At 69.0% G+C, this 26,878-nt stretch carries 26 protein-coding genes; 17 read left to right on the top strand and 9 right to left on the bottom strand.

Features of this window, described 5'->3' with window-relative positions; all coding sequences use genetic code 11:
* The first annotated feature begins 140 nt into the window (after positions 1-140).
* Positions 141-1,121 (top strand): LacI family DNA-binding transcriptional regulator, encoded by a 981-nt coding sequence (locus tag E4A48_RS08505; protein ID WP_142742217.1) that lies wholly within the window; start codon positions 141-143, stop codon positions 1,119-1,121.
* 9 nt (positions 1,122-1,130) lie between these two features.
* On the opposite strand, the gene E4A48_RS08500 is transcribed toward E4A48_RS08505, so the two are convergent.
* Positions 1,131-1,454, bottom strand: a complete 324-nt coding sequence (locus E4A48_RS08500) for a hypothetical protein (RefSeq protein WP_039004913.1) — start codon at positions 1,452-1,454, stop codon at positions 1,131-1,133.
* A gap of 300 nt (positions 1,455-1,754) precedes the next feature.
* Between E4A48_RS08500 and E4A48_RS08495 the strand changes: the two genes are divergently transcribed.
* Together E4A48_RS08495 and E4A48_RS08490 are read left to right on the top strand one after the other, a co-directional pair.
* Positions 1,755-3,047 carry a nucleotide sugar dehydrogenase gene (locus tag E4A48_RS08495; protein ID WP_058364141.1) on the top strand — a complete coding sequence of 431 codons (1,293 nt, stop codon included), beginning with the start codon at positions 1,755-1,757 and terminating at the stop codon, positions 3,045-3,047.
* A gap of 126 nt (positions 3,048-3,173) precedes the next feature.
* On the top strand, positions 3,174-4,799 hold the full coding sequence (locus E4A48_RS08490; RefSeq protein ID WP_142742216.1) for an FMN-binding glutamate synthase family protein: 1,626 nt from the start codon (positions 3,174-3,176) through the stop codon (positions 4,797-4,799).
* Between the two features lie 99 nt (positions 4,800-4,898).
* Here the strand turns inward: E4A48_RS08490 and E4A48_RS21020 are convergent, their stop codons facing one another.
* A complete protein-coding gene (locus E4A48_RS21020; RefSeq protein ID WP_237656113.1) occupies positions 4,899-5,063 on the bottom strand; it encodes a hypothetical protein in 165 nt (54 codons plus the stop codon).
* Here E4A48_RS21020 and E4A48_RS21015 point away from each other — a divergent pair.
* Complete coding sequence (locus E4A48_RS21015; RefSeq protein WP_256056348.1) at positions 5,023-5,442, top strand: GNAT family N-acetyltransferase; 420 nt, start codon at positions 5,023-5,025, stop codon at positions 5,440-5,442. The genes E4A48_RS21020 and E4A48_RS21015 overlap by 41 nt on opposite strands.
* Positions 5,388-7,502, top strand: a complete 2,115-nt coding sequence (locus tag E4A48_RS08480) for a sensor domain-containing diguanylate cyclase (RefSeq protein ID WP_409976376.1) — start codon at positions 5,388-5,390, stop codon at positions 7,500-7,502. Before E4A48_RS21015 ends, E4A48_RS08480 begins: the two co-directional genes overlap by 55 nt.
* 25 nt (positions 7,503-7,527) lie before the next feature.
* Here the strand turns inward: E4A48_RS08480 and E4A48_RS08475 are convergent, their stop codons facing one another.
* Both E4A48_RS08475 and E4A48_RS08470 read right to left on the bottom strand, forming a co-directional pair.
* Positions 7,528-8,790: a TIGR03862 family flavoprotein gene (locus tag E4A48_RS08475; RefSeq protein ID WP_142742215.1), complete on the bottom strand. Its 1,263-nt coding sequence runs from the start codon at positions 8,788-8,790 to the stop codon at positions 7,528-7,530.
* A gap of 13 nt (positions 8,791-8,803) precedes the next feature.
* Positions 8,804-9,247 (bottom strand): FKBP-type peptidyl-prolyl cis-trans isomerase, encoded by a 444-nt coding sequence (locus E4A48_RS08470; protein ID WP_039008686.1) that lies wholly within the window; start codon positions 9,245-9,247, stop codon positions 8,804-8,806.
* A gap of 65 nt (positions 9,248-9,312) precedes the next feature.
* Between E4A48_RS08470 and E4A48_RS08465 the strand changes: the two genes are divergently transcribed.
* A complete protein-coding gene (locus E4A48_RS08465) occupies positions 9,313-9,678 on the top strand; it encodes a DUF6164 family protein (protein ID WP_039004918.1) in 366 nt (121 codons plus the stop codon).
* A 28-nt stretch (positions 9,679-9,706) separates the two neighbouring features.
* Positions 9,707-10,447, top strand: coding sequence for a sulfurtransferase (locus tag E4A48_RS08460; RefSeq protein WP_039004920.1), 741 nt, complete (start codon positions 9,707-9,709; stop codon positions 10,445-10,447).
* A 96-nt stretch (positions 10,448-10,543) separates the two neighbouring features.
* Here the strand turns inward: E4A48_RS08460 and E4A48_RS08455 are convergent, their stop codons facing one another.
* On the bottom strand, positions 10,544-11,350 hold the full coding sequence (locus tag E4A48_RS08455; protein WP_039004921.1) for an SDR family oxidoreductase: 807 nt from the start codon (positions 11,348-11,350) through the stop codon (positions 10,544-10,546).
* 344 nt (positions 11,351-11,694) lie between these two features.
* Here E4A48_RS08455 and E4A48_RS08450 point away from each other — a divergent pair, with 344 nt between their 5' ends.
* Both E4A48_RS08450 and E4A48_RS20525 read left to right on the top strand, forming a co-directional pair.
* The gene (locus tag E4A48_RS08450) at positions 11,695-12,690 is read left to right on the top strand and encodes an LLM class flavin-dependent oxidoreductase (protein ID WP_142742214.1); all 996 of its coding nucleotides are present in this window, start codon (positions 11,695-11,697) and stop codon (positions 12,688-12,690) included.
* Positions 12,691-12,920: 230 nt separating this feature from the next.
* The gene (locus E4A48_RS20525) at positions 12,921-13,082 is read left to right on the top strand and encodes a hypothetical protein (protein ID WP_176717107.1); all 162 of its coding nucleotides are present in this window, start codon (positions 12,921-12,923) and stop codon (positions 13,080-13,082) included.
* 79 nt (positions 13,083-13,161) lie between these two features.
* Here E4A48_RS20525 and E4A48_RS08445 read toward each other — a convergent pair whose 3' ends face one another.
* Both E4A48_RS08445 and E4A48_RS08440 read right to left on the bottom strand, forming a co-directional pair.
* Positions 13,162-13,812, bottom strand: coding sequence for an exopolysaccharide biosynthesis protein (locus E4A48_RS08445; RefSeq protein ID WP_058196118.1), 651 nt, complete (start codon positions 13,810-13,812; stop codon positions 13,162-13,164).
* Positions 13,796-15,139 carry a hemolysin family protein gene (locus E4A48_RS08440; RefSeq protein WP_142742213.1) on the bottom strand — a complete coding sequence of 448 codons (1,344 nt, stop codon included), beginning with the start codon at positions 15,137-15,139 and terminating at the stop codon, positions 13,796-13,798. The genes E4A48_RS08445 and E4A48_RS08440 overlap by 17 nt, the downstream gene beginning before the upstream one ends.
* 251 nt (positions 15,140-15,390) lie before the next feature.
* Between E4A48_RS08440 and E4A48_RS08435 the strand changes: the two genes are divergently transcribed.
* Complete coding sequence (locus tag E4A48_RS08435) at positions 15,391-16,017, top strand: DUF47 domain-containing protein (protein WP_068830014.1); 627 nt, start codon at positions 15,391-15,393, stop codon at positions 16,015-16,017.
* Between the two features lie 85 nt (positions 16,018-16,102).
* Complete coding sequence (locus E4A48_RS08430; protein ID WP_058196119.1) at positions 16,103-17,227, top strand: inorganic phosphate transporter; 1,125 nt, start codon at positions 16,103-16,105, stop codon at positions 17,225-17,227.
* Positions 17,228-17,306: 79 nt separating this feature from the next.
* Here the strand turns inward: E4A48_RS08430 and E4A48_RS08425 are convergent, their stop codons facing one another.
* Together E4A48_RS08425 and parE are read right to left on the bottom strand one after the other, a co-directional pair.
* Positions 17,307-18,857: a S10 family peptidase gene (locus tag E4A48_RS08425; protein WP_058196120.1), complete on the bottom strand. Its 1,551-nt coding sequence runs from the start codon at positions 18,855-18,857 to the stop codon at positions 17,307-17,309.
* A gap of 395 nt (positions 18,858-19,252) precedes the next feature.
* Complete coding sequence (parE, locus tag E4A48_RS08420) at positions 19,253-21,142, bottom strand: DNA topoisomerase IV subunit B (protein WP_058196121.1); 1,890 nt, start codon at positions 21,140-21,142, stop codon at positions 19,253-19,255.
* Positions 21,143-21,308: 166 nt separating this feature from the next.
* Between parE and E4A48_RS08415 the strand changes: the two genes are divergently transcribed.
* From E4A48_RS08415 to ispD, 6 genes are all read left to right on the top strand, one after another.
* Positions 21,309-21,563, top strand: a complete 255-nt coding sequence (locus tag E4A48_RS08415) for a hypothetical protein (RefSeq protein ID WP_039004929.1) — start codon at positions 21,309-21,311, stop codon at positions 21,561-21,563.
* A 135-nt stretch (positions 21,564-21,698) separates the two neighbouring features.
* Positions 21,699-23,363: a CTP synthase gene (locus E4A48_RS08410; protein ID WP_142742212.1), complete on the top strand. Its 1,665-nt coding sequence runs from the start codon at positions 21,699-21,701 to the stop codon at positions 23,361-23,363.
* 148 nt (positions 23,364-23,511) lie between these two features.
* Positions 23,512-24,348, top strand: a complete 837-nt coding sequence (gene kdsA / locus E4A48_RS08405) for a 3-deoxy-8-phosphooctulonate synthase (RefSeq protein WP_142742211.1) — start codon at positions 23,512-23,514, stop codon at positions 24,346-24,348.
* Between the two features lie 182 nt (positions 24,349-24,530).
* Positions 24,531-25,823, top strand: a complete 1,293-nt coding sequence (eno, locus tag E4A48_RS08400) for a phosphopyruvate hydratase (RefSeq protein WP_142742210.1) — start codon at positions 24,531-24,533, stop codon at positions 25,821-25,823.
* 3 nt (positions 25,824-25,826) lie between these two features.
* Positions 25,827-26,174: a cell division protein FtsB gene (gene ftsB / locus E4A48_RS08395; protein ID WP_142742209.1), complete on the top strand. Its 348-nt coding sequence runs from the start codon at positions 25,827-25,829 to the stop codon at positions 26,172-26,174.
* Positions 26,174-26,875, top strand: coding sequence for a 2-C-methyl-D-erythritol 4-phosphate cytidylyltransferase (ispD, locus tag E4A48_RS08390; protein WP_409976365.1), 702 nt, complete (start codon positions 26,174-26,176; stop codon positions 26,873-26,875). The genes ftsB and ispD overlap by 1 nt, the downstream gene beginning before the upstream one ends.
* Positions 26,876-26,878: the final 3 nt, after the last annotated feature.

Below are 26,878 nucleotides of genomic sequence, written 5' to 3'. Positions count from 1 at the left end.
GGCGAGTGGGCGCAGTGTGGGAACGTTCCCACTTCCGCGTCAATGTGCACTGCACAATTTATTCGGGAAATGCCGGTGCTACTATCAAATCCGGCCACTTGGAAGGGTGTTGCAGTGGGAATTTTGCGGGAACGTTGCCAGTGACAGTCAGTATCCACGACGTGGCGCGGGTGGCCGGGGTCTCGACCTCGACCGTGTCGCGGGCGCTGGGCCAGGGCCCGGTCAGCGAGGAGGTGCGGGCGCGGGTCGAGGCGGCGGTGCGCGAGACCGGCTACCGGCCCAACCTGATGGCGCGACGCTTGCGCTCGCAGCATTCGGGGATCGTCGGGCTGATCGTGGCCGACATCCGCAACCCGTTCTTCACCGCGGCGATCGGCGCGGTCGAGGAGGTGGCCTACCGCGCCGGGATGCGCGTGATCCTGTGCAATACCGACGAGGATCCGCAGCGCGAGGCGCTGTACCTGCAACTGATGCAGGAGGAGCGGGTCAGCGGCCTGATCTTCGCGCCGACCCGCACCACCCAGAGCCAGTTGCCGACGTTGAATTTCGACTACCCGGTGGTGCTGCTCGACCGTGCCGGCAAGGCGGGGGTGCACGACAGCGTGGTGCTGGACAACGCCGCGGCGATGGCGAGCTTGATCGAGCACCTGGCCAAGCGCGGCTTGCGCCGCATCGGCGGGCTGTTCGGCAAGACCAGTAGCACCGCCGCCGAGCGTCGCGACGGCTATCTGGCGGCGATGCAGGCGCACGATCTGGCGCCGGACTACCGCGAGGTGGCGCCGAGCGCGGCGGCGGCGACCGCCGAAGTGCAGGCGTGGCTGGCGCAACCCGAGCGCCCCGAGGCGCTGGTGGCCAGCAACAGCTTGTTGCTGATGGGTGCGCTGAAGGCCGCGCGCGGCGCCGGCCTGCGCATTCCGCAGGACCTGGCGCTGGCCGGGTTCGACAACGAGAGCTGGACCGACCTGGTCGAGCCGGGCATCACCGTGATCGAACAACCGGTGGAGGACATGGGCCGCACCGCGATGTCATTGCTGCTGGAACGGCTGAATGCGCCGACCTTGCCGATGCGCAAGGTGGTGTTGAGCGGTCGCTGCATCGTGCGCGGGTCGAGCCTGCGCTGATCTCCAGGATCAGGCCGGGACAGGGGCCGGATCGCGATGGGTATCGCGCCGCTCCGAACCGTCAAGCCTGGCCCAGCAGCCCAGGATCAGGGTTTCCGCGTCGCTCCAGGCGATGCGCGGCCACGGATGCTCGGCGTCGTAGCGTTGGCGCAGCCGTTGCATGCGCACCGCATTGGACTCGCGCGGCAGTCGCAGGAACACGTCGCAGGCCATCTTGATCAGGCGCGCATGCTCGCTGAAGGACTGCGCGCCCAGCTTGCCTTCCCCGTGCAGCGTCTTCCAATGCGCCAGTTCGGCTTCGACATCCACGAGCAGGCTCGGAGCATGGCTCACGGCGAGATCTCCTGTAGTTGGGTGGGGGTGTTGCGGAATTGCGCAGAAGCGTCCGTACAGCATAGGACGTGTGGCGTAAAGGCCAGGTCACATCCGCGTCGCGGCGGTGGCAAGAACTGTGGCATGCGCGGCCATTTCGCAATGCCGCGCGCTCAGCGGGAACCCGCCTTGCACGCCCGCTTGGAGCGCGCCGCCGCGCCGCTTACCATGGCCGCGGGTCCGCGCCGCGGACATCCGCACTTCCGCGACCTCCCGCGGCGCCGGCTCCCAGCGCCGTCGCGGCGCCCTGAAAGGAACCGCATGCCCGTCGCTCTCGTGTTCGATCCCGCGCAGCTGCGCATCGCCGTCATCGGCCTGGGCTATGTCGGCTTGCCGTTGGCGGTGGCGTTCGGCGCGCGCTACGACACGCTCGGCTACGACATCGACGCGCAGCGCGTGGCGCAGTTGCGCGACGGTCACGACCAGACCCTGGAGATGGAGCCGGACGAACTGCGCGCCGGCGTGCACCTGCGCTACAGCGACGATGCCGCCGCGTTGCGCGACCGCAACGTCTACATCGTCACCGTGCCGACCCCGATCGACGCCTACGAACAGCCCGACCTGCAGCCGCTGCGCCAGGCCAGCGAACTGCTCGCCGGCGTGCTCAAGCGCGGCGACCTGGTGATCTACGAATCCACGGTGTATCCGGGCACCACCGAAGAGGTGTGCGTGCCGCTGCTGGAACAAGGCTCGGGCCTGCGTTTCAACGAGGATTTCCATTGCGGCTACAGCCCGGAGCGGGTCAATCCGGGCGACCGCCAGCGGCGCCTGGCCGACATCCGCAAGATCACCTCCGGCTCCAGCGCCGCGGCCGCCGATGCAGTGGATGCGCTGTACGCGAGCATCATCGACGCCGGCACCTGGCGCGCGCCGTCGATCCGCGTGGCCGAGGCGGCGAAGGTGGTGGAGAACATCCAGCGCGACGTCAACATCGCCTTGGTCAACGAGCTGGCGCTGATCTTCGACCGCCTCGGCATCGATACCCAGGACGTGCTGGAGGCAGCCGGCACCAAATGGAACTTCCTGCCGTTCCGCCCCGGCCTGGTCGGCGGCCACTGCATCGGCGTGGATCCGTACTACCTGCTGCACAAGTCCGAGAGCATGGGCTATCACCCGAACCTGATCCACACCGCGCGGCAGGTCAACAACCGGGTCGGCGCGCACGTCGCCGCACGGGTGCAGGCGCTGCTGGCGGACAAGGGCGTGGACATGGCCGCGGCCGCGATCCTGGTGCTCGGTGTCACCTTCAAGGAGAACTGCCCGGACCTGCGCAACAGCCGCGCGCTGGAGCTGGTGCAGGCGCTTGCCGCCAGCGGCGCGCAGGTCGATGCCTGCGATCCGTGGGCCGCGCCGCAGTTGGCGCGCGAACATGGCGGGGTGGAACTGCTGCCGGCGCCGGTCGCCGGTCGCTACGACGCGGTGGTGCTGGCGGTGGCGCACGACGAATACCGCGGTTTCGATGCCGCGCAGATCCGCGCGCTGGGCACGCCGAACCTGGTGGTCTACGACGTCAAGTCGGTGTGGCCGCGCGAAGCGGTGGACGACCGGCTGTAGCGCACAGCGGTGCACGCTGTGCACCGCCAAGCTGTACGCCGCCCAAGCGCGCCGTAGGCGGCGCCAGCGCCATTGCCGGCCTGCAGCGCCTACACTCGCGGGCTTCCGAAACTCGCGAGGAACGCGATGCACCGCTACCTAGCCTATGTCGCCAGCTGCGCGCTGCTGGCGCTGTCCATCGCCCTGTGCGCGATCTGGCCGTTGTGGGGCTGGGGCGTGGCCGCCTTCGCGATCCTGGCCCTGCTCGGCACCTGGGACCTAGTGCAGATGCGCAGCACGCTGCGCCGCAACTATCCGATCCTGGCGCACTTCCGCTACGGCCTGGAATCGGTCGGCCCGGAGATGCGCCAGTATTTCCTGCAGAGCGATATCGAGGAGGCGCCGTTCTCGCGCCAGCAGCGCGCCCTGGTCTACCAGCGCGCCAAGAACGTCATGGACGTGGTGCCGTTCGGCACCCTGCGCAGCGCCTACGCCACCGACTACGAGTGGCTCAACCACTCGCTGGCGACCAGCGAGATCGCGCATCACGATTTCCGCGTCAGCATCGGCGCCGACTGCGCGCAGCCTTACTCGGCCAGCGTGTTCAACATCTCGGCGATGAGCTTCGGCGCGCTGTCGGCCAACGCCATCCGCGCGCTCAACGAAGGCGCGCGCCGCGGCGGCTTCTACCACGACACCGGCGAAGGTTCGATCTCGCCGTATCACCGCGAATGCGGCGGCGACCTGGTGTGGGAGATCGGCTCGGGCTATTTCGGTTGCCGCGATGCGGACGGGCGCTTCAGCGAGGAGCGCTTCGTCGCCAACGCCACCCTGGCGCAGGTGAAGATGATCGAGGTCAAGCTGTCGCAGGGCGCCAAGCCCGGCCACGGCGGGGTGCTGCCGGCGGCCAAGGTCAGCGCCGAGATCGCCGCCACCCGCGGCGTGGCGATGGGCCAGGATTGCGTGTCGCCGTCGCGCCATTCGGCGTTCTCCACGCCGCTGCAGCTGCTGCAGTTCGTGGCCCGGCTGCGTGCGTTGTCCGGCGGCAAGCCGAGCGGCTTCAAGCTGGCGATCGGGCATCCGTGGGAGTGGTTCGCGATCGCCAAGGCGATGCAGGAAAGCGGGCTGTACCCGGATTTCATCGTCATCGACGGCGCCGAAGGCGGCACCGGCGCGGCGCCGGCCGAGTTCATCGACCATGTCGGCGTGCCGATGCACGAGGCGCTGCTGCTGGTGCACAACACCCTGGTCGGGCTGGACCTGCGCGAGCGGATCAAGCTCGGCGCGGCCGGCAAGATCACCAGCGCCTTCGATATCGCGCGCACCCTGGCGCTGGGCGCGGACTGGTGCAACGCCGGGCGCGGCTTCATGTTCGCGCTGGGTTGCATCCAGTCGCTGAGCTGCCACAGCGACCGCTGCCCGACCGGCATCGCCACCCAGGACCAGCGCCGCTGGAAGCACCTGGATCCGACCGACAAGGCGGTGCGGGTGCAGCACTACCACGCCAACACCCTGCGTGCGCTGCGCGAACTGCTCAGCGCCGCCGGCCTGGCGGATCCGTCGCAACTGGGGCCGGAGCACATCCTGCGGCGCATTTCACAGGTCGAGATCCGTTCGCTGGCCTCGCTGTATCGCTATCTGGAGCCGGGCGAACTGCTGCGCGACGGCGTGCCCGACCATGCGGTGTTCCAGGAGTACTGGGCCGATGCGCGCAGCGATTCGTTCCAGCCGCCGGTGCGGATCCGCGGCCTGCGCGACAGCAAGGCGCGATGAGCGCCGCTGCGCCGTCGCCTTGCGCGCGGTGCGGCGCGTCGATATCGCCGCGATGTGTGCGCTGCGCACCCGCAGCGTGCGCCAGGTGTGCAGCACGCACTATCCGCCCGAGGTCATCGCGGCCTGGGCGTCGGCGCCGGCGTAGGCGACGTATCCGCAGCTGATCGCCAGCGGCGGCGCGATGCTCGCCGAGGACGCCGGCGGGCGCCTGCGCGGCTTCGGCGTGGCCGATCTGGCCGGCAGCGAGATCGATGGGTTGTTCATCGATCCCGACTGGCGCGGCAGTGGACCGGGGCGACGCCTGCATGCGCGGGAGGTCAAGCTGGTGCCAGGCGCGCGCGGCCACCTGGCCGCCGCGCTCAACGCGGTGGCGTTCTACCAGGCGCAGGGTTACGCCGTATGTCGCGCCACCCGCAGTGCGCGCCGAATGTGGTGCATGTCGCCAACCGCGCTCGTGCGACTGCCATCGCCGCCCGCGGCCAGTTATCGTGACCGGGTCCATCCCACTTGCCGCGCATGTCCCAGCGACCGCCCCTCGGCTTCATTCCCGCGCCGTTGCCCGCCGACGAACTGGAGCGCCTGCGCGCGGTGGCCGAACTGGGCGTGCTGGATACGCCGCCGGAGCCGGTATTCGACGACCTGATCTGGCTGGCCAGCCAACTGTGCGACGTGCCGATCGCACTGGTCACGCTGATCGACGAACACCGCCAGTGGTTCAAGGCCAGCCGCGGGCTGAACGTGGCGCAGACCCCGCGCGAGCTGTCGTTCTGCGCGCATGCGCTGCTGTCGCCGGAACTGCTGGAAGTGCCGGATGCGCTGCAGGATCCGCGCTTCGCCGGCAATCCGCTGGTGCAGGGGCCGCCGCATATCCGCTTCTATGCAGGCATGCCCTTGCGCGGCAGCGGCGGCTATCTCTACGGCAGCCTGGGCGTGATCGACACCATGCCGCGGCAGCTGGGCAACGCGCACCGCGAAGGGCTGCGGCGCCTGGCCGCGCAGGTGACGATGCAATTGGAGGCGCGGCGCGACGCACGCATTGCGCGGGCCCAGGCGCAGATGCTGAACCTGTTGCTGGAGACGGTGCCCGATGCGGTCGTATCGTGTGCGGCGGACGGCTCGCTGGCCCAGTTCAACCGGGTCGCGCGCGCCTGGCACGGTACCGATCCGCGCGCATTGCCGCCGGCGCAATGGGCGCAGCATTTCGACCTGTTCGACGCCGATGGCCGGCGCCCGCTCGACAGCGAGCAGGTCCCGCTGTTGCGCGCCTGGCGCGGTGAATCGGTGCGCGATGCGGAGATCGTCGTCGCCGCCGCCGGACAGCCGCCGCGCAGCGTGTTGTGCAGCGCCGAGCGGCTGCACGACGCCGACGGACGCGCGCTGGGCGCGGTCTGCGTGATGCGCGACGTCACCGTCGAACGCCAGGCGCTGCGTGCCGCGCTGCTGGCCGGGCAGCGGTTCTCCGGCGCGTTCTCGGCGGCGGCGCACGGTATGGCGCTGGTCTCGCTGCAAGGCGCCTGGCTCGAGGTCAACGATGCCTTGTGCGCGATGCTGGGCTACGACCGCGACGCGCTGCTGGCGCTGGATTTTCCGCAGCTCAGCCATCCGCAGGATGTCGCCCAGGACATGGCGCTGGCTGCCGAACTGGTGGCCGGGCAACGCAGCGGCTACCACCTCGACAAGCGCTACCTGCGCCGCGACGGTGCCACGCTGTGGACCCGACAGGCGGTGTCGTTGGTGCGCGACGAACGCGAGCGGCCGCTGCACTTGGTGGCGCAGATCCAGGACGTCACCGAGCAGCACCTGGCCGAGGCGCGCCTGCGCCACAGCGAGTCGCAGCTGCGCACGATCGCCGACAACGCGCCGACCCTGATCGCCTACGTCGACAGCCAATTGCGCTATCAGTTCGTCAACAAGCCCTATGCGGACTGGTTCGGGCTGGCGCCGGCGGCGATCATCGGCCGGCGCCTGCCGGACTTGCTGGATGCGCAGCACATGGACAGGATCCGGCCGTATCTGCAGCGGGTGCTGGACGGCGATGCGCAGCACTTCGATACGGAATTGCGCGACGCGGCCGGCGAACTGCGGGTCATGCACTCCAACTACGTGCCCGACGATTCCATGGCGCCGGCGCGACCGGGCTTCCACATCATGATCAGCGACATCACCGGGCAGACGCGACTGGCGCGGCTAATGGAGGCGCGCGCGCTGCGCGACGAACTGACCGGGCTGCCGAACCGGATGGCGTGGAACGAAACCTTGCACCGGATGCTGGCCCAGCCCGGTCGCCGCGGCGCCGACCAAGTGGCGGTGATGTTCCTGGACCTCAACGATTTCAAGACGGTCAACGACCGTTTCGGCCATCACGCCGGCGATGCGGTACTGGTGCATTTCGCGCGATTGCTCAAGGCCTGCCTGCGCGAGCAGGACTTCATCGCGCGCCTTGGCGGCGACGAGTTCGTGGTGCTGCTGGACCAGTTGGCCGACGCCCGCAGCGAAGCGCAGGCGGCAGCGGCGCGGGTATTGGCCGCCGCGCACGACGGTTGCGTGGTCGACGGACAGCGCCTGCCATTGCAGCCCAGCATCGGCATCGCGCTGCAGACCGGCCCGGAATTCGATCCGGCCTTGCTCATCCAGCGCGCCGACCAGGCCATGTACAGCGCCAAGCGCGATCCCGAACGCCGCGTGCGGATCGCCGACCTTTGAGCTGCCTCGGCGATGCAGGCGTGGCTCAGTCGCGCCCGCGTTGTTGCAGCCACGCCACCGCACCGCGCCCGGCACGCAGGCCGCTGGCGAAGCAGGCGCTGAGCAGGTAGCCGCCGGTCGGCGCTTCCCAGTCGAGCATTTCGCCGGCGCAGAAGGTGCCGGGCAGGGCGCGCAGCATCAGCGCCGGGTCCAGCGCTTCCAGGCGCACGCCGCCGGCGCTGCTGATCGCCTCGGCCAGCGGGCGCGGGCGCAGCAGGGTCAGCGGCAGCCGTTTCAGCGTGGCCGCCGCATGTGCCGGATCGTCGCCGGCCTGCTTGCCCAGCACCTCGAACAGCAGCGCCGCCTTGACCCCGTCGATGCCGGCCTGGCGGCGCAGGTGCTCGCCGAAGCTGCGCCCGCCGCGCGGCTTGCCCAGCGCGGCCTGCAGCCGCGCCAGGTCGCGGCCCGGCGCCAGGTCCAGCCACAGCGGGGTCGGCCCGTGCGCGGCGATGGCCTGGCGCAGGTCCGCCGACAGCGCATAGATCAGGCTGCCCTCGATGCCGTGTTCGCCGACCACGCATTCGCCCTGCAGCGCGTGTTCGCGGCCCTGCGCATCGTGCCAATGCGCGATCACCGGCTTCAACGGCGCGCCGGCATGGCGTTCGCGGAAATGCGCGCTCCAGTCGATGTCGAAGCCGCAGTTGGCCGGCTGCAGCGGCGCGAGCTCGACGCCGCGCGCGCGCAGCGTGTCCTGCCAGGCGCCGTCGGAACCCAGCTGCGGCCAGCTGCCGCCGCCCAGCGCCAGCACGCAGGCATCGGCTGGCACCAGGCGTTCGCCGTCGGCGCTGGCGAAGCGCAGCGCGCCCTCGCTGTCCCAGCCCTGCCAGCGATGCTGCACGTGGAAGCGCACCCCGGCGTCCTTCAGTCGCCGCACCCAGCCGCGCAGCAGCGGCGCGGCCTTGCGGTCCAGCGGGAAGACGCGGCCGGAACTGCCGACGTAGGTGTCCACGCCCTGCGCCTGCGCCCAGGCGCGCAGCGCGTCGGCGTCGAAGTCGGCCAGCCATTCGGCGACCTGCGCGGCGCGTTCGCGGTAGCGCGACACGAACAGCGCGAATGGATCGGAGTGGGTCAGGTTGAGGCCGCCCTTGCCGGCGATCAGGAACTTGCGCCCCACCGAGCCCTTGCCCTCGTAGACATCGACCTCGGCGCCGGCCGCGCGCGCGGTCTCGGCGGCGATCAGCCCGGCCGGGCCACCGCCGACGATGGCGATGCGGCCGCGCACGGCGGCGGCGAGCTTGTTGGCGGGCATCGGCGGCAACGGCTCAACGCGGCTTGACGTCGAGCAGTTCGACTTCGAACACCAGCGAGGCGCCGGGCGGGATCACCCCGCCGGCGCCACTGGCGCCGTAGCCGTATTCGGCCGGGACCATCAGCTTGCGCTTGCCGCCCACGCGCATGCCGGCCACGCCTTCGTCCCAGCCGCGGATCACCTGGCCGCCGCCAAGGGTGAAGCTGAAGGGCTGGCCGTGGTCGGCGGAGGCGTCGAACTTCTCGCCGCGCTGGTCCTTGGCTTTCTCGTCGTACAGCCAGCCGGTGTAGTGCACGGTGACCTGGTTGCCGGGCCGCGCTTCGGCGCCGCTGCCGACCTGCTCGTCGATCATCTGCAACGCGGCGATGCTGCCGCCCGGCGGCGGACCCGGCGGCGTGCAGCCGCTTAACAGCCAGACCGGCAACGACAGGCTCAACAGCAGCAGGACACGGCGCATGCGGACATCCATGGCGAACAGGGCGTGCAAGGGTAGCGCATCGCCGCAGCGGCTATCATCGGCGCATGGCCAAACTGCTGCTCAACCTGCGCCACGTGCCCGACGACGAACTCGCCGAGGTGCGTGCACTGCTCGATGCCGCGCGCATCGACTACTACGAAACCCGCCCCGGCACCTTCGGCATTTCCGCTGGCGGCGTGTGGCTGCGCGAGGATGCCGAGCAGGCGCGGGCCAAGGCATTGCTGGCCGACTACCAGGCGCAGCGCGGCGAACACGCGCGTGCCGAGCGCGCCGCGGCGTTGCGCGACGGCAGCGCCGAGACCTTCGCCACGCTGCTGCGGCGGCGCCCGCTGTTCGTGCTGGCGACGCTGCTGGGCATGCTGCTGATCGCCTCGCTGGTGCTGCTGCCATTCTTCCTGCTGCGCGGCTGAGCGGCGTGGCGCACGCTAAAATGCGCGGATGATCGCCAACACCGCCGCCTACCATTTCGTCGCCATCGCCGATCCCGACGCGCTTGCCGCGCAGTTGCAGGACCGGGCGCAGGCCGGCGCCTTGCGCGGCACCATCCTGGTCGCGGGCGAGGGCATCAACCTGTTCCTGGCCGGCGCGCCGCAGGCGATCGACGACTTCTATGCGCAGCTGCGCACGGATCCGCGCTTCGCCGACCTGTGGGTGAAGACCAGCAGCAGTACGCAGCCGCCATTCGCGAGGCTGAAAACCAAGGTCAAGCCGGAGATCATCAGTTTCCGCCGCGATGCGGCCTCGCCGCTGGCCAGCGAACGTGCGCCGGCGGTGGCGCCGGCGACGCTGCAGCGCTGGCTGCGCCAGGGCCACGACGACGCCGGCCGCCGCGTGGTGCTGCTGGACACGCGCAATGTGCAGGAAGTGGATTACGGCACGTTCGCCGGCGCGCTGACCTTGCCGATCGTCAAGTTCACCGAATTGCCCGAGGCGCTGGCGCCGCATCGCGCCGACCTGGCCGACGCCACCGTGGTCAGCTTCTGCACCGGCGGCATCCGCTGCGAGAAGGCCGCGTTGTGGATGCGCGCCGACGGCATGGACAACGTGCTGCAGCTGGACGGCGGCATCCTCGGCTATTTCGAGCAAGTGGGCGGCGAAGGCTACGACGGCCGCTGCTTCGTCTTCGACGAACGCGTAGCGCTGGACCCGCAACTGCAGCCGCTGGTGGACGCGCTGTAGCAGCGGCTTCAGCCGCGACCGCTTTGCACGTGTCGTGCGGTCGCGGCTGAAGCCGCTCCTACAAAAAACCGGATCGGATTGGCGGCAGCGCTGCGACTACGCGTACTGCATCTTGCGGCTCATCCCGCCATCGACCACGAAGTCCTGGCCGGTGACGAAGCCGGTCTCGGCCGACAGCAGATACACCGCCAACGCGCCGATATCCTGTGGGGTACCGACCCGGCCGGCCGGATGCTGTGCATGGTCCTGCCGCGACAGCGTTGGCTTGCGCCGCGTGCTGGGCTTGCGCCAGGCATCGGTGGCGATCCAGCCCGGGCTGATGCAGTTGACCCGCACCGCCGGCCCGGCGCTGATCGCCAGCGCATGGGTGAAGGCCAGCAGGCCGCCTTTCGCCGCCGCGTAGGCTTCGCTATCGGGTTCGGATTGGTGGGCTCGGGTCGAGGCGATATTGACGATCGCGCCGCCGCCGGCGCTGCCGCGCAGTGCCTGCAGCGCGTGCTTGCTGCATAGGAAGGTGCCGCCCAGGCTCGCGCCCAGGCGCCGGTTCCATTCGCGCAGCGCCAGCCGCTCCAGCGGGCCGCTGTGCGGATCGGCGATGCCGGCATTGTTGACCAGGCCGTCGATGCGCCCGAACTGCGTCAGTGCAGCGTCGACGAAGCGCCGAACGCTGGCTTCGGCGGCTACATCCAGGCGCCGGAACAGCACCCGGTCGCCGGCATCGAGTTCGGCGGCGCAGGCGCGCCCGGCCTCGGCGTCCAGATCGCCGAACGCGACCCGGCCGCCGGCACCCAGCACCGCCTGCACCACGCCGCGGCCGATGCCCTGCGCGCCGCCGGTGACCAGAACCACGCGGTCGCGCAGCGACAGGGCGGGGGTGGTGGGTACCGGCGGGATCAGGGACATGGCGCAACCTCGCGTGACGGAGCGTGCAGCGTAATTTGGCCTCCGTGCAGCTGGCGTGGCTGCTTTGGGTCGGGCGTGTTTGGCGCGTGAGGTGCTGGCGCCCGTACCCTCATCCGCCCCTGCGGGGCACCTTCCCCCGAAAAAGGGGGCCATGGTCCCGGAGGGAGAAGGAAGGCGCTTGAGCCCCTCTCCCCCCGGGAGAGGGGTTGGGGTGAGGGTACGACCGCACGTGCACCCTGGTGCAGCGATGCCGCCACCGCAAATCAGCGTTCCGGCCCCGGCCGCTGCAATCGGTCCATCCGTCCCCATGTCCTCTGCATCAGCTTCGCAGGAACCCGCTCTCCATGATGCCGATCTCCATTCTCGATCTCGCCCCGGTCTGCGAAGGCAGCGACACCACCCAGGCCTTTGCCAACATGCTGGATCTGGCGCAGCACGCCGAGCGTTGGGGCTATCACCGCTACTGGCTGGCCGAGCACCACAACATGCCCGGCATCGCCAGCGCCGCCACTGCGGTGCTGATCGGGCATGTGGCCGGTGGCACCCACCGCATCCGGGTCGGCGCCGGCGGCATCATGCTGCCCAACCACGTGCCGCTGCAGGTGGCAGAACAGTTCGGCACCCTGGCCTCGCTGTATCCGGGGCGCATCGACCTGGGCTTGGGCCGCGCGCCCGGCACCGACCAGGCCACGGCGCGCGCCTTGCGCCGCTATTTCGACAGCGCCGACCAGTTCCCGCACGACGTCGCCGAGTTACTGCGCTATTTCGAACCGGCCGAGCCCGGCCAGTTGGTGCGCGCGGTGCCCGGTGCCGGCATCGAGGTGCCGGTGTGGCTGCTCGGCTCCAGCCTGTTCAGCGCGCGCCTGGCGGCGACGCTGGGGCTGCCGTTCGCGTTCGCCTCGCACTTCGCCCCGGACGCGATGGACGAGGCGTTGGCGGTGTACCGGCGCGAGTTCCGTGCGTCGGCGCGATTGCGCGATCCGTACGCGGTGCTGGCATTGAACGTGGTCTGCGCCGAGTCCACGGACGCGGCCCGGCGCCTGTTCACCACCCAGCAGCAGAGCTTCGTCAACCTGCGCCGCGGCCGCCCTGGCTTGATCCCGCCACCGATCGACGACATCGAAGCGTTCTGGCAACCGCACGAAAAAGCCGGCGTGGAGCGCGCGCTGGCCTGCACCGTGCTCGGCGATGCGGCCGAGGTCGCGCGCGGCATGGCCGAGTTCGTCGCCCGCCACCGCCCCGACGAACTGCTGCTGACCGCCAACATCCACGACCACGCGGCGCGGCTGCGCTCGTTCGCGATCGCCGCGCAGGCCTGGACCCAGGCGCTGGCAGCGTAGGCGTCGGCAGGCGCGGCCGCACCGCAATGGCTGCGTTCGCAGGCCAGCGGCCTGTGCTGCCTTGGCGCGCAAAGTAGACAAGGCGCGGCGACAGCGGCGGTTTTCACTCCGCGTTGCCTATGCCGTGGCTCAGATTCGGATGACGCGCCAAGGGCTGGCGCGCACGAGGCAGGACACGGCATCGCGCCGGTCGTCGCCACGCATCCACGGATCGAAACAGGGGGCGTCACATGGAATCCGAATACCTGCCGCCGGCCGCGCGCGGCTGTGGCCTGGAGGCCGTCTTGCATCAGCTGGCGCTGCAGCTGCAGCGTCTGCAGCGCACGTACGATGCACAGGCGGCGCAGCCGTTGTGCGTGGAAGTGTTCGCCGAGGTGCCGGGGTCGGATTAGCGCCGCGTTGCCGGACCAGTCGTGCCCGCGGCGTGCGTGGCGCGGCTGCGGCGCGAACATCTTGCGCGCCAGCCTCGGACTACAGCTTGTGCATCCACGCGCGGCTCAGCTCCACCACCTGGTCCGAGGCCAGGCCCATGCCGAGCGCCACGGCGATGCCGCCCAGCCACGACACCAGCATCAGGCCGCCGTCGCGCTCCAGCAAGGCCAGCGAGAACAGCAGCAGCATCGCGCCGAAGGCGTAGTTGGTGAACGGGATCGGCAGCGACAGCAGGATCCCCAGCACCACCAGCAACAGGCCGCTGAAGGCGCGTGCCGGCAGCGTCTCGACCAGCGCCGGCAGGCGCGGCTTGAGCAATTTGTCCAGCCGCCGCAGCCAGGGCGCGATGCGCCCGACGAAGCGCTGCATGGTGCGCCGGCGCGGGCCGCGTTCGCCGATGAAGCGCGGTAGCCAGGGCTTGCGCAGGCCGATCAGCATCTGCGCGCCGATCAGCGTCACCAGCGGCCCGCTAAGGCCGCCGGCCAGGCCTGGCACCGGCAGGAACGCCGGCAGGATCGCCACGAACAGGAACACGCCGAACGCGCTGTGCTGCAGGTCGGCCAGGATCAGCCGCAAGCGGAGATGTTCGTCCGGATCGCCGAGCAGGAAGGTATCGAGCAGGGTGCGGATGCCTTCGGCGCTGTAGCCGTGAGCGTCGTCCGTGCCGGGTGTCTCACCCGGTGATGTCATCGCTGTTCTCGTCCTGCAGTTTGCTCAGCAGCAGCTTGTCCACGCGCGCGCCGTCCAGGTCGACGATCTCGATGCGCCAGCCGGCCCAGTCGAAGAACTCGCCGGCGTGCGGGATGCGGCCGAAGTAGTAGATGCACAGGCCGGCCAGGGTGTTGTAGTCGCCTTCCTCGGCGTTGGGCAGTTCGGCGCCGCCGAGCAGCTCGCGCAGGTCCTCGATCGCCAGCGAGCCGTCGATCAGCAGCGAGCCGTCGGCGCGGGTCACCACCAGCGCGTCCTCGTCGGCGTTGTCCATCGACTGCAGGCGCCCGACCACCGCGCCCATCAGGTCGCTGATCGTGACCAGGCCCTGGATCTCGCCGTACTCGTCCACCACCAGCGCCATCGACTGCTGTTCCTCGCGGAAGATCTCCAGCAGTTTCATCGCGTGGGTGGACTCGGAGACGAACAGGGTCTCGCGCAGGCTCTGGAACAACTGGGTGGCGTTGCCGTCCATGCGCGTGACCAGCGATTTCACTTCCAGCACGCCGGCGATGTCCTGGTCGCTGCCGCGGTATACCGGATAGCGCGAGAACTCGTGCTCGCGAATGGTCTGGAAATTGCGCTCCGGCTCGGCATTGGCGTCGAGCCAGGCGATGCGGTTGCGCGGCGTCATCAGGCTGTCGGCGGTGCGGTCGCCCAGGCGCATGACCCGGTTCATCATGTCGCGCTCGTGGCTGTCGATCACGCCGGCCTCGTGGCTCTCGGCCACCAGCATGCGGATTTCCTCTTCGGTCACCGACGCCGATTGTTCGTTGCCCAGGCCGAGCACGCGCAGCACCAGCCGGGTCGAGCGCGACAACACCCACACCGCCGGCGCGGCGACCAGGGCCAGCCAGCTCATCGGCACCGCGACGAAGCCGGCGATGACTTCCGAGCGGGTCAGCGCCAGGCGCTTGGGCACCAGTTCGCCGAAGATCAGCGTCAGGAAGGTGATCAGCACGATCGCCATGGTCTTGCCGATCACCGCCGACCAGGGTTGCGGCTGCCCGATCAAGCTGAAGGTGGCCGACAGCGTCGGAAACAGCGACTGCAGTTTGGTCGCGATCGCCTCGCCGATGGCCTCGCCGCCGTACACGCCGGTCAGGATGCCGATCGCGGTGATGCCGATCTGCACCGTGGACAGGAAGTTTTCCGGGTTCTCGGCCAGCGCCAGCGCCTTGGCCGCGCGCGTGCTGGACTGCGCCATCTGCTTCAGCCGGCTTTTGCGCGAGGTCATCAGCGACATCTCGGACATCGCGAAGAAGCCGTTCAGCAGCACCAGGGCTGCCACGACCAATAATTCAAGCATGCGCGCGCTCCCTGGCGGCAAGGGAGAAGGGGACATGGGCGCCGAGGCGGCGCGGGGGAGGGGGGCTAGGGTGGTCGTCCATAGGGTGCGCCTGACCACGGCGCGGTTGCATGGTAGCAAACCCGGACGGCGGCGGCGTCCACGCGCCGCCGACGCGCTGCCGTCGGTCGCCGGATTCCCCCGGGTTGTCGGCAAACGGTCATAATTCCGCCCCGGTGCCGTCCCTCCCGCGACGGCGGGAAGCGCGTTTCATGTTCTCGTTGCAGACCATCTTCGGTTCCGGCAAGCAGTTCTACACCCTGCTCGACGAAGCGGCGCAGGCCGCCTATGACAGCACCAGGGCACTGCATTCGATGATGCGCGAATCGGACCGGCAGCCGGCGCTGGACGCCTTCAGGCTGGCGCGGCTGCGCGAACGCGCCGCGTCCGACAAGATCGGCCAGGCCCTGGTCGACAGCTTCATGACCCCGATCGAGCGCGAGGACATCGAGGCGCTGGGCTCGGCGCTGTACAAGATCCCCAAGCAGGTGGAGAAGTTCGCCGACCGCTATTCGCTGGCGGTGCAGCACCTGGAGCATATCGACTTCGCCCCGCGCGCGGCGATGCTGGAACAGGCCGCGGCGGTGGTGGTGGAGATGGTCCACGACCTGCACAACATGCACCTGGACCGCATGAGCGCGCTCAACGACCGGCTGCGCTCGCTGGAGAACGAGGCCGACCGGCTGATGCTGGAGCTGTACCGCGACATCTACTCCGGGCGCCTGGACAACCTGCAGATGTTCCTGCTCAAGGAGTTCTTCGAGATCCTGGAGAAGGCCATCGACCGCTGCCGCGAGGCCGGCGTGGTGGTCTACCAGATCGTGCTGAAGAATTCGTAATGGGCACAGGACGGATCCGCTGCCGGCGCGGCCGCGCCGCCATGCCCGCCGCCGCGACCGCCACGCGTGAGGCGAGGAGCGCACGATGCTGACGCTGGTCCTGATCGTGATCCTGGCGGCGCTGGTGTTCGAGTTCATCAACGGCTTCCACGACACCGCCAACTCCATCGCCACCGTGGTCGCGACCAAGGTGCTCAGCCCCGGCTGGGCGGTGATCCTGGCCGCCGGCATGAACCTGCTCGGCGCGCTGACCGGCACCGCGGTGGCGATGACCATCGCCTCGGGCCTGCTCGACACCGACGTGGTGACGGTCACCCCGCAGGTGATCCTGTGCGCGCTGCTCGGCGGCATCGTCTGGAACCTGATCACCTGGTGGAAGGGCCTGCCGTCCTCGTCCTCGCACGCCCTGATCGGCGGCCTGTGCGGCGCCGGCCTGGCGGCCGCGCACAACAACTGGGGCGCGTTGATCTGGTCGCAGAACGTCGGCGACTGGGCAAAGAACAAGGGCCTGCTGTGGAAGGTGTTCGTGCCGATGATCACCTCGCCGATCGCCGGCTTCCTGCTCGGCATCGCAGTGATGCTGCTGCTGTGGGCGATCATCGCCGGCCTGGCCGGGCTCGGCGGGCGCATCGGGCGGCTGGCGCGGCCGCGCTGGGTCAACGCCTTCTTCGGCAAGGCGCAGATCGCCTCGGCCGCCTACATGGGCTATGCGCATGGCCACAACGACGCGCAGAAGACCATGGGCATCATCGCCATGACCCTGATCGGCGCGCAGAGCACCGGCGCGCTGGACGACCTGCCGGCGTGGCTGGCGTTCCTGCACCCGGCGGCCAGCCAGGGCCAGGGCATCGCCACCTGGATCGTGTTGACCTGCGCGGTGGTGATGGCTGCCGGCACCGCCTCCGGCGGCTGGAAGATCATCAAGACGCTGGGCCACAAGATGGTCAAGCTGCACCCGATCCACGGCTTCGCCGCGGAAACCAGCTCGGCGACGATCCTGACCCTGGCCGCGCATTTCGGCATGCCGGTGTCCACCACCCACAGCATTTCCACCGCGATCATGGGCGTGGGCTTCGCCAAGAACCCGCGCTCGCTGCGCTTCGGCGTGATCGAGCGCATCGTCTGGGCCTGGATCCTGACCATCCCGGCTGCGGCCGGGGTGGCGTATTTGATCTTCCGGATGTTCGCGCTGTTCGGCTGGGTGGGGTGAGGCCGGGACCGGGGACCCGGAAGAGCGTAAGCCGAGAACCCGCTTTTCCGGGTCCCCGGTCCGTGTTCCCCGGTCCCGATCAGTTAGCCCGATACATCGCCATCACATCCCCACGCAACGCGCGCTGGCTATCAGGACGGTTGTAGAACATGTGTCCGCCCGGATAGTTCTTGACCTGCACCCGGGTCGGGTCGTTGCCCATCACCGGCATCTGGTCCACGGTCAGCACCGAACCCATGAACGGGCATGACAGGTCGTTCCAGCCGTGCACGATCAGCACCCGCAGCCTGGGATCGATCGCCACCGCCTGGCGTAGGTCGGTCACCGAGCCCTTGCGCAGTTCCTCGTTCCAGTCCCACAGCTTGTTCACGTCGTAGTTCAGCGCCTGGTAGCGCGCATCTAGCTTCCAGCCGACCACGCGGGTCACGAAATCGACCATCGCGGTGGTGGTCGGGGCGATGATGCTGTCCAGCAGCGGATCGTTGGCGCGTTGCTCGGGCGCGTTCGGGAACGGGTCGAATGCGGTGACGTTGGAGTCGTAGCGGCTGCCGAGCTGGCCCTTGTCGCGGAACACCTCGCGCAGGTAGGCCTGGGTTTCCAGGCGGCCGCCGGCGCGGCGCACGTAGACCGGGTCCAGCCCAGTCATCGCCGCCACCTGCTGGATCATGCGTTCGCTGCCGGCCGCGTCCGAGCGCCCGCGCAGCAGCGTGGTGACGTAGTCGCCACGGGTGTAGTCGATCACCTGGCGCATCGCCTCCGGGGTCAGCCGCTGCTCGCGCTCCAGGTGCGCGGCGGCGATCGAGGGCAGGGTCAGCATCCAGGGCAGCGGCGACACGTCGCGGTTGTCGTCCAGGGTCGGGTTGAGGTACGGCGAGACCAGCACCACGCCGTTCATCGCCACGCCAAGCTGGGTCTGCAGGTAATGGGTGATGCGCGGGCCGCGGAAGCCGCCGTAGCTCTCGCCGACCAGATACTTGCGCGACTGCAGGCGCCGGTTCTTCAGCAGCCAGTCGTAGATCGTGCGCGACAGGTACTCGATGTCGGCCTGCGGGTTGTAGAACAGCTTCTTGGCCTGCTCGTCGGAGACCCGCGCACGGCTGAAGCCGGTGCCGACCGGGTCGATGAACACCAGGTCGGTGAAGTCCAGCCAGGTGCCGGGATTGTCGTGCAGCGTCGCCGGCGCCGAGGCGCTGTCGCCTTCACTGCCGAAGGTGACTACCTTCGGCCCGATCGCGCCCAGGTTGAGGTAGACCGAGGCCGCGCCGGGACCGCCGTTCAGGGCGAAGGTGACCGGGCGCTCCTTGCCGTCCACGGTGTAGGCGGTGAACACCACGTCGGCGACGGTCTTGCCCTGCGCGTCCTTCACCGGCAGCGTGCCGACGGTGGCGGTGTAGCTGAGCGACTTGCCCTCGATCCGGGTGACCTGGCGCACTTTCGCATCGGCCGGCAGCGCGGCCGGCCTGGCCGGCTCGGTGCTGTCGGCTTTATCGGTGTTGTCTGGCTTGTCGGCAGCGGTGGCATCGGCGGCCAGCACGGCGGAGATAGGCAGCACGGCCAGCAACAATGCCGCCAGCAGCGGCTTGGACAGGTTCGGCACGGGGAGGGCGCTCGGCACAAGGGGAGCCGGCATGCTAGGCCGCGGCGCGGCGCGCGCGTATGTGCACAAAGGCATGGTCGGCGTGCAAACGATCGCGGTAGCGGGTTGCCTGGGCGCTGTCCTGGATCGTCACGGCGCTGCAGACGCTTGAACAGCCGACCATGGGCGATCGCCAAGCGCGTCGCCCTCTGCCGCCGCTGCGTTCGTCGCGACTGAAGTCGCTCCCACAAGGATTTCACCGGCAAAGTGGAGCGGCGAGGCCTGTTGTGGGAGGGACTTCAGTCCCGACTGCATGCCCGTTCGGAACATTCACCACTGCGCTCGTCGCGGCTGAAGACCGTTGTTCCTACAGCGTGCTTCGGCTCGATCGCTTGCGCAGGATGGTCGAGCCGCCGCCAGGCCCATCCCGACTCCCCAATCCCGGGCCTTCAGACCTCCAGCGACGCCAGGTCGCCCTTGGTCTCCAGCCACTGCTTGCGATCGCCGGCGCGCTTCTTGGCCAGCAGCATGTCCATCAGCGCACGGGTTTCGTCGCCTTCGTCGACGGTCAGTTGCACCAGCCGTCGCGTGTCCGGGTGGATGGTGGATTCGCGCAACTGCTGCGGGTTCATTTCGCCCAGGCCCTTGAAGCGGGTCACGCTGAGTTGGCCCTTGAGCTTGTCGCGCGCGATCTTTTCCAGCAGCGAGCGCTTCTCTTCCTCGTCAAGCGCGTAGAACACCTGCTTGCCCACATCGACGCGGAACAGCGGCGGCATCGCCACGAACACGTGGCCGGCCTTCACCAGCGCCGGGAAGTGGCGCAGGAATAGCGCGGTGAGCAGGGTCGCGATGTGCAGGCCGTCGGAGTCGGCGTCGGCCAGGATCACCACCTTGCCGTAGCGCAACCCGCTGATGTCGTCCTTCCCCGGGTCGCAGCCGATCGCGATCGCCAGGTTGTGCACTTCCTCGGAGGCCAGCACGCTGCCGGAGGCCACTTCCCAGGTGTTGAGGATCTTGCCGCGCAGCGGCAGGATCGCCTGGAAGTCCTTGTCGCGCGCCTGCTTGGCGCTGCCGCCGGCCGAGTCGCCCTCCACCAGGAACAACTCGGTGCGCGACAGGTCCTGGCTGATGCAGTCGGCCAGCTTGCCTGGCAGGGCCGGGCCGGAGGTGACCTTCTTGCGGGTGATCTGCTTTTCGGTCTTCAGCCGCGCGCTGGCGCGATCGATCGCGATCTGCGCGATGCGCGTGCCGGTCTCCACGTTCTGGTTCAGCCACAGGCTGAAGGCGTCGTGCGCGGCGCCTTCGATGAAGCCGGCGGCCTGGCGCGAGGACAGGCGTTCCTTGGTCTGGCCGCTGAACTGCGGGTCGGTCATCTTCAGCGACAGCACGAAGGTGACCCGGTCCCAGACGTCTTCCGGCGCCAGCTTGACCCCGCGCGGCAGCAGGTTGCGGAAGTCGCAGAATTCGCGCAGCGCGTCGGTGAAGCCGCTGCGCAGGCCATTGACGTGGGTGCCGTGCTGCGCGGTCGGGATCAGGTTGACGTAGCTTTCCTGCACCAGTTCGCCGTCGGCGACCCAGGCCACCGCCCAGTCCACGATCTCGCGGTCCTTTTTCAGGTTGCCGACGAACAGGTCGGCCGGCAGCAGCTCGCGCTCGGCCAGCTCGCCCTTGAGGTAGTCGCGCAGGCCGTCCTCGAAGTACCAGGTGTCCTGCTCGCCGGTGGCCTCGTCGTGCAGCTTCACGGTCAGCCCGGGGCACAGCACCGCCTTGGCGCGCAGCAGGTGGCGCAGCGCGCGCACCGCGAACTTGGGCGTGTCGAAGTACTTCGGATCGGCCCAGAAGCGCAGCCGGGTGCCGGTGTTCTTCTTGCCGACGCTGCCGACGATCTCCAGCTTGGACGCGGGAAAGCCGTCGCCGAACTCCATCCGGTATTCGTTGCCGTCGCGCTTGATGAACAACTCGACCTTCTTCGACAGCGCATTGACCACGCTGACGCCGACGCCGTGCAGGCCGCCGCTGAAGGTGTAGTTGCGGTCGTTGAACTTGCCGCCGGCGTGCAGCCGGGTCAGGATCAGTTCCACGCCGGAAATCTTCTCTTCCGGATGGATGTCCACCGGCATGCCACGGCCGTCGTCGGAGACCTCGCAGCTGCCGTCCTTGAACAGGGTCACCTCGATGTGCCGGGCGTGGCCGGCCAGCGCCTCGTCCACGGCGTTGTCGATCACTTCCTGCGCCAGATGATTGGGGCGTGCGGTGTCGGTGTACATGCCGGGCCGGCGCTTGACTGGGTCCAGGCCAGAGAGAACTTCGATGTCGGCGGCGTTGTAGCGGGTATTCATGCGTCTCAACAGGTGGCGCGAAGCAGATCCGGAAGTGTGCGTTGTGCGGCGGCTTTTTGCACGTCGCCGATGTTCAGGGTCAGTGCCGCGGCGGCGCGCTAGCCTTGCACTGGAAAATCCGCGACGGCATCCCCATCGTCGTTGTGGACTCACACAGGAGTACGCCATGAACGTTCGCAAGCTGTTGACCCTGGCCGCGCTGGTCGCCGCCGCGGCGGCCATCCCGGTGGCGATGGCCCAGGCGCAGAGCGCCGATCGGGCCGCCTCCGGCGCCGCTGCCTACGAGGCGCAGGTCGCGAAGGAGAAGGCCGAGGCCGATGCCAAGGCCAAGCGCCGCGCCGCTGCGGCGGCCGAGCACAAGGCTGGCAAGGACGCGGCTGCGCCGAAGAAAGAGCAAGAAGAGGAAGCGCGCAAGCCCTGAGCGCGCGCCCTGTTGCGACCTGCGACGCCCCGGCTGCTGCCGGGGCGTTTGTTTTGTGGGGTCGATCGCGCCGAAAGCGCTTGGGCAAATCGGCTTGACCCGTTAAACTATGGCTTTCCGGGAGGCCTTAGAGCCATGACCCCCCTGATCTTCGTTACCGGCGGCGTAGTGTCCTCGCTTGGCAAGGGCATCGCGGCCGCTTCGCTTGCGTCCATTCTCGAAGCGCGTGGCCTGTCGGTCACGATGATGAAGCTGGACCCTTACATCAACGTCGACCCGGGCACGATGAGCCCGTTTCAGCACGGCGAGGTGTACGTCACCGACGACGGCGCCGAGACCGACCTGGACCTGGGCCACTACGAGCGCTTCGTGCGCACCCGCCTGTCGCGCAAGAATTCGGTCACTACCGGCCGCATCTACGAGAACGTGATCCGCAAGGAGCGCCGCGGCGACTATCTGGGCGCCACCGTGCAGGTGATCCCGCACATCACCGACGAAATCCGTCGTTGCGTGGACGAAGCCACCGCCGGATTCGATGTGGCGCTGGTGGAGATCGGTGGCACTGTCGGCGATATCGAGTCGCTGCCGTTCCTGGAGGCGATCCGCCAGGTGCGCACCGAGCGCGGCGCCGAGCGGGCGATGTTCATCCATCTCACCCTGGTGCCGTACATCGCCGCCGCCGGCGAGCTGAAGACCAAGCCGACCCAGCACTCGGTCAAGGAACTGCGCTCGATCGGCATCCAGCCGGACGTGCTGTTGTGCCGCTCCGAGCAGGCGATTCCGGATTCGGAGCGGCGCAAGATCGCGTTGTTCACCAACGTCTCCGAGCGAGCGGTGATCAGCGCCGCCGACATCGACGTGCTCTACGGCATGCCGCTGGAACTGCACCGGCAGGGCCTGGACGAGATCGTCATCGACCAGTTCAAGCTGCGCGACAAGGTCGGCCCCGCCGATCTGTCCGAATGGGAAGCGGTGGTGGACGCCACCAAGCATCCGCTCGACGAGGTCACCATCGCCGTGGTCGGCAAGTACGTGGACCACCAGGACGCGTACAAGTCGGTCGGCGAGGCGCTCAAGCACGGCGGCCTTCGCCAGCGTACCAAGGTCACCTTGAAGTGGATTGAGGCGCAGGAACTGGAAGGCAGCGACCTGTCGGCGCTGGCCGACGTGGACGGCATCCTGGTGCCCGGCGGCTTCGGCGACCGCGGCTTCGAGGGCAAGGTGCTGACCTCGCGCTATGCGCGCGAGCACCGCGTGCCGTACTTCGGCATCTGCTACGGCATGCAGGCGGCGGTGGTGGACTACGCGCGCCATGTCGCCGGCCTGGAGGGCGCCAACAGCACCGAGAATGATCGGCAGTCGCCGTATCCGGTGATCGGCCTGATCACCGAGTGGCGCACCGCCAGCGGCGACGTGGAGAAGCGCGACGAGAAGTCGGATCTGGGCGGCACCATGCGCCTGGGCCTGCAGGAACAACGGCTCAAGCCCGGCACGCTGTCGCGCGAGATGTACGGCAAGGACGTGGTGTCCGAGCGCCACCGCCATCGCTACGAGTTCAACAACCGTTACCGTACGCAGCTCGAAGACGCCGGCCTGGTGATTTCCGCCAAGTCGATGGACGACACCCTGGTGGAGATGGTCGAATTGCCGCGCGACACCCATCCGTGGTTCCTGGCGTGCCAGGCGCATCCGGAGTTCCTGTCCACGCCGCGCGACGGCCACCCGCTGTTCATCGGCTTCGTACGCGCCGCGCGCGAGAAGAAGGCCGGCGGCAAGTTGTTGAAGGAAGCGCGCGCTTAGTTCCTTCTCCCATCGGGAGAAGGTGGCGTGAAGCGCCGGATGAGGGTACGGGCCAAGTCTCGTGCAGCCGATTTCCATGAAGCTTCGCCCGCACCCTCACCCCAACCCCCTCCCAATGGGAGAGGGGCTCAACCCAATAGGTGATCCGATGAAACTGTGTGGCTTCGACGTCGGCCTGGACCAGCCGCTGTTCCTGATCGCCGGCCCGTGCGTGATCGAGTCGATGCAGCTGCAACTGGACGTGGCCGGCAAGCTCAAGGAGATCACCGCCAGGCTGGGGATCAACTTCATCTTCAAGTCGAGCTTCGACAAGGCCAACCGGACCTCCGGCACCAGCTTCCGCGGCCCCGGCCTGGAAGAAGGGCTGAAGGTGCTCGAGGCGGTGAAGCGGCAGATCGGCGTGCCGGTGCTGACCGACGTGCACGAGTACACGCCGATGCACGAGGTCGCGGCGGTGGTCGACGTGCTGCAGACGCCGGCGTTCCTGGTGCGGCAGACAGACTTCATCAAGAACGTCTGCGCCGCCGGCAAGCCGGTCAACATCAAGAAGGGCCAGTTCCTGTCGCCGTGGGACATGAAGCCGGTGGTGGACAAGGCCAGGTCCACCGGCAACGAGCAGATCATGGTCTGCGAGCGCGGCGCCAGCTTCGGCTACAACAACCTGGTCAGCGACATGCGCTCGCTGAGCGTGATGCGCGAGACCGGCTGCCCGGTGGTGTTCGATGCCACCCATTCGGTGCAGTTGCCGGGCGGGCAGGGCAGCACCTCCGGCGGCCAGCGCGAGTTCGTGCCGGTGCTGGCGCGCGCGGCGGTTGCGGTGGGCGTGTCCGGCGTGTTCGCCGAAACCCATCCGGATCCGTCCAAGGCGCTGTCCGATGGCCCCAATGCCTGGCCGCTGGACAAGATGGAAGCGCTGCTGGAGACGCTGCTGGCGCTGGACGCGATCACCAAGCGCAGCGGCTTTCTGGAGCACGGACTGGGCTGATGCGGCGCGTGTACGGGTGCGTCGGCTCCCCGGACCCATCCGACTCTTGCGCAGCGCTCGCGCTGTACGGACCCGTGCACGGCCCCGGCGCGGCGCGCGGTGCATTTGGCAAGCAGCGGCGCTGCGGCCATAATCCGAGGGCTTCCGGCGTCCCCCCTCTTTCCTGGTAACCGACTGGACTTATGACCACTATCGCCAAGATCCACGCCCGCGAGATTCTCGATTCCCGCGGCAACCCCACGCTCGAAGCGGAAGTCACGCTGGCCGACGGCTCGCTGGGCCGCGCTGCGGTGCCGTCGGGCGCTTCCACCGGCACCAAGGAAGCGGTCGAGCTGCGCGATGGCGACAAGACCCGCTACCTGGGCAAGGGCGTGCGCAAGGCGGTGGAGAACGTCAATACCACGATCGCCAGCGCGCTGCAGGGCTTCGACGGCGCCGACCAGCAGGGTCTGGACCGGCGCCTGATCGACCTGGACGGCACCGAGAACAAGGGCCGTCTCGGCGCCAACGCGCTGCTCGGGGTGTCGCTGGCCAACGCGCATGCGCTCGCCGCCTCGCGCAAGCAGGCGCTGTGGCAGTACCTGGCCGGCGCCAACACCGCCAACGTGGCGCTGCCGGTGCCGATGATGAACATCATCAACGGCGGCGCGCATGCCGACAACAACGTCGATTTCCAGGAATTCATGGTGCTGCCGGTCGGCGCCGCGTCGTTCTCCGAGGCGCTGCGCGCCGGCACCGAGATCTTCCACGCGCTCAAGGCGGTGCTGAAGGGCCATGGCCTGTCCACCGCGGTCGGCGACGAGGGCGGCTTCGCCCCGGACTTCCGCAGCAACGTGGAAGCGCTGGACACCATCCTCGAGGCGATCGGCAAGGCCGGCTACACCGCCGGCGAAGACGTGCTGCTGGGCCTGGACGTGGCTTCCAGCGAGTTCTACGACAACGGCAAGTACCACCTGGTGGGCGAGGGCAAGCGCCTGACCAGCGAGCAGTTCGTCGACTTCCTCGCCGACTGGGCCGCGCAGTACCCGATCGTCAGCATCGAGGACGGCCTGGCCGAGGACGACTGGGCCGGCTGGAAGCTGCTGACCGACCGCCTCGGCAGCAAGGTGCAGCTGGTCGGCGACGACCTGTTCGTGACCAACCCGAAGATCTTCAGGCAGGGCATCGAGTCCGGCACCGCCAATGCGATCCTGATCAAGGTCAACCAGATCGGCACCCTGACCGAGACCCTGGAAGCGATCGCGATGGCCGACGCCGCCGGCTATGCGGCGATCGTCTCGCACCGTTCCGGCGAGACCGAGGACACCACCATCGCCGACATCGCGGTGGCCACTACCGCCACCCAGATCAAGACCGGCTCGCTGTGCCGCAGCGATCGCGTGGCCAAGTACAACCAGTTGCTGCGGATCGAGGAAGCGCTGGGCAGCGGCGCGCGCTACGCAGGGCGCGACGCATTCGTCTCGCTCAAGCGGTAAGCCGTGCGCAACTGGCGCTGGCTGCTGCTGGTGCTGGCGGGACTGCTGGCGTGGCTGCAGTACCGTTTCTGGCTCGGTCCGGGCAATTCCGGCGAGGTGCTGGTACTCGAGAGCCAGGTCGAGCATCAGCGGCGCGATAACGAAGGCCTGCAGCAACGCAATGCCGCGCTCGCCGCCGAGGTCAAGGACCTCAAAGACGGCGAGGCGGCGATCGAGGAACGTGCGCGTAGCGAGCTGGGCATGATCAAGCCGGGCGAAAAGTTCTACCGCGTCGTCGAGGATGCGCCGGTGCCAGCCGCCGCGGCGGCCGACGCCACGCCGGTGCCGGTCCCGCAGAGCGAGCAACCCTGATGGCCACGGTCTGGGCGGTGGTGCCGGCCGCCGGCCGCGGCACCCGCTTCGGCAGCGCCATGCCCAAGCAATACCTGCAGGCGGGCGGACAGCCGTTGATCGCGCATGCGCTGCAGGCCTTGCTGGCGCACCCGGCAGTGGTCGGGGCGATGGTCGCGCTCGGCGAAGACGATGCCGATTGGCCGGGCTGGACCGAACTGGCCGGCAAGCCGGTGCTGACCTGCGTCGGCGGCGCCAGCCGGGCCGGCTCGGTGCTGGCGGCGTTGCAGGCCTTGCCGGATTCGGTCAAGGCGGACGATTTCGTGCTGGTGCACGATGCGGCGCGCCCGAACCTGGCACTGGCCGATCTGGACCGGCTGCTGGAAACCGGGCGCGGCGATCCGGTCGGCGCGATCCTGGCCGCGCCGGTGCGCGACACCCTCAAGCGCGCCGGCGACGACGGCGGCATCGACGCCACCGAGCCGCGCGAACGCCTGTGGCGCGCGCTGACCCCGCAGTTGTTCCGGCGCCTGCAGCTGACCAGGGCGCTGGAGCAGGCCGCGGCCGCCGGCGTCGAAGTCACCGACGATGCGATGGCGATGGAGTTGCTGGGCCTGCGGCCGCTGCTGGTCGAGGGCGCCGAGGACAACTTCAAGGTCACCACCCCGGCCGACCTGATGCGCTTCGAATTCGAACTGTTCCTGCGCGCGCGGCAGCCGTGACGC

Source organism: Xanthomonas translucens pv. cerealis (assembly GCF_006838285.1).
In the GTDB taxonomy this organism is placed as follows: Bacteria; Pseudomonadota; Gammaproteobacteria; order Xanthomonadales; family Xanthomonadaceae; genus Xanthomonas_A; species Xanthomonas_A cerealis.
Note: the sequence above shows the minus strand (reverse complement) of the source record. Positions and strands in the feature narration are given on the sequence as shown.